This is a genomic window from Robinsoniella sp. (genome assembly GCF_034124845.1).
In genome coordinates this window covers 1-2,541 of sequence record NZ_JAWYAJ010000078.1, presented here as the reverse complement: position 1 = coordinate 2,541, position 2,541 = coordinate 1, and the positions used below count along the sequence as shown (strand labels likewise).

Below are 2,541 nucleotides of genomic sequence, written 5' to 3'. Positions count from 1 at the left end.
GTACGGTATGCAGGACTCCCGGAATATAATAATTGGAAGATTTTAACCCGTCCGATGGATAACAGTAACGGTGATAGTCGTCAACGCTTAATCGGATGATAATGGCTGTTCCGTTTTTATACCGTTTTGCCAGTTTTTGATTCTGTAATAAAGAGGTTGTGGTATAACAGGTATTTTTTACGAAGAAGCGGTTGGTGTTGCCCAGATGATAAGCACTGATTTTACCATCGGCAGGACTTATCAGATGTGTTTCATCGTAATCAATCATCCGCTCTTCCGGTTTGATCTCCCGGGTGAAGAAATCATTAAAAGAATGATATGGCCTTGGTTCATAAGGCGACATATCAATACGATTCTTTTGTATAAAAGGTTTTATAATGCATCTGGATACCCCGGAATCTAAAAATCTTCCTGCAAATTGGGAAAACCCGGGACGGATCAGAGGCCATAACAAGAATCTTCCCCATAAAGAAGCATAAAGTTTACGCAGGATTTTATCCTGCGTTTCCTCGTTTTCATATATTTTTCCATTTCGGTCAATGTAGTTCATTATTATCCCCCTGAATAGCACAAGCCAGCTTGCGCTATTCTTTCATTCACAGTTTGAAAGCAATTTTCCTTCAAACGAATCACTTGCTGAATATCTTTCTTAAATGTGTGCATAAGGCAGGAATGAATCTCCAAACACGTCTCAGCGTTCTTAATAAAAATGTAAGAGCTTGCCAAGGATAATGACGCCGGCTACAATAATCACGATCATCATTTTATTGCCCGGCTTATAAACTTTAATTTTACTGATAAACAGGAATGCGACAAGCAGCATTACCCAAATCAGTATCCGCAGATATGTCTGCTGTCCGAAACTTGGACGCAGGAGATAAACCAGCGGAAAAATAATTGCGATAGATGTAACCGGAAGACCCTGATAGTGTTTGCGGGCTTCCGTGGTTTCCTGCTGTCTCTTCTCTTCCATGACATTAAAAAATCCTAGTCGGATGACCGCTGCCAATACATAGAGACACATGGCGGTTGTCCCCCAGAATCCCCGAAGTCCCAGCCCGTATCCTAAAAATGCAGGAAATGCGCCAAAACAAATCAAATCACAAAGGGAGTCAATCTGAATTCCAAATCTTTTTTCATCGTCCGTACGCTCTCTGGTACGGGCTACTTTACCATCCAGCATATCGCAGATACCGGATATTACAAGACAGGCAATTGCCGTCGTAAAACGGCCATCTAATGCTTCTGTCATTCCGTATACAGAACTGATCAGTCCTAAATATGTTAAAATAACCGTATAATTATAAAATCCTATCCACATGGTATATTATCCTTCTCCCTCTTTGCCGCTTCTCTTTTAACGGCTGCTCTGGTTATGCTGATATGGGCATATATCGTTACAAGTGCACTGATAATCAGCAATGCATAATAACTGATGCCTCTGCTTAACAGCATTCCCGATAAAATTAATGCAGGCCCGAATATCGGTTTGAATATAGACATAAATAAAGCTTCGCTTGCGCCGATACCGCCCGGTAACGGAAGCATGTCTACAGAAATTGAAATAGTTGCCTGCAAGGTGACGATCTCAAACGCGCTGAATTCGTGAAGTCCGAATGCCCGGTATACAAAATAAGTAGAAAAGAACAGGCAAAACCGCTGGAATATGGAAATCAGAATGATATTAAACACAACCAGCTTATGATCCCTGAAATAATAGGCGGAATCACGGTACTTATCCATAGCGTTTGAGAGACGTTCCGTTCTCTCCGGTTTGTGTTTCATAATACGAATTTTCTCTAATAGATGCAATCCCAAATGCATGAGCTTTTTTGTGAAATTGGGCAGAAATATTAAAATGAACATCAGTGCCACGCATCCTACATTTAAAATCAGACCCAGGTACAGGAAAAATGCCGTATCTTTCATGTAATTGTCTACCAGCGGGCGAAATCCGACGATCAGTACCAGTCCGACTAATACCAGTACAAATTTATAAGTAACGGTAACAATCATCAGTACAAGAGATGCTACTGGGATTTCTACCTTATCCCTGCTCATGTAATAAATCTGAGCCGGCTGGCCGCCCGATGCGGATGGGGTGATGCAGCTGAAGAAGAATCCGATGAAACTATATTTGATACAGTTTCGCATGGGGATCTTCTTATTCAGTGAGTTCATCATATAGTGGATGATTACCGATTCACTGCAGACAAATACAATTACCAGGGCAATACCAAACCAGATATACCCTTTTTTCGCCATTTTAATGGTTTCCCAAATGGCACTCAGTTCCTGTCCTTTAAACAATTCATAAAATGTAAAACCGAAAAGAGCAAAAAGAAACAGGCTCTGAAGTATGTTTTTTTTGTTTTTCTTTAAAAATTCCACGCATTTCCCTCTTTTCTAAATTATCCTCTGGATAATTATAGAATAAATTTATCAATATTCTATCAATATTTTGCGTATCTTACAATTTATTTTTACAAAAACTTTCTTAAGAAACTCATAATATTTATATTTCCTGCTCAAATAAAATGC

3 protein-coding genes are annotated in these 2,541 nt (G+C 39.6%); all 3 read right to left on the bottom strand.

What is annotated here, in order from left to right:
* A partial coding sequence (locus ACH2DQ_RS03955) for a phosphatidylserine decarboxylase (RefSeq protein WP_395025662.1) occupies positions 1-550 on the bottom strand: 550 nt, incomplete at its 3' end.
* Positions 551-700: 150 nt separating this feature from the next.
* Positions 701-1,321, bottom strand: coding sequence for a CDP-alcohol phosphatidyltransferase family protein (locus ACH2DQ_RS03950; RefSeq protein WP_394911334.1), 621 nt, complete (start codon positions 1,319-1,321; stop codon positions 701-703).
* Positions 1,312-2,391, bottom strand: coding sequence for a YbhN family protein (locus ACH2DQ_RS03945; protein WP_394911335.1), 1,080 nt, complete (start codon positions 2,389-2,391; stop codon positions 1,312-1,314). The genes ACH2DQ_RS03950 and ACH2DQ_RS03945 overlap by 10 nt, the downstream gene beginning before the upstream one ends.
* Positions 2,392-2,541: the final 150 nt, after the last annotated feature.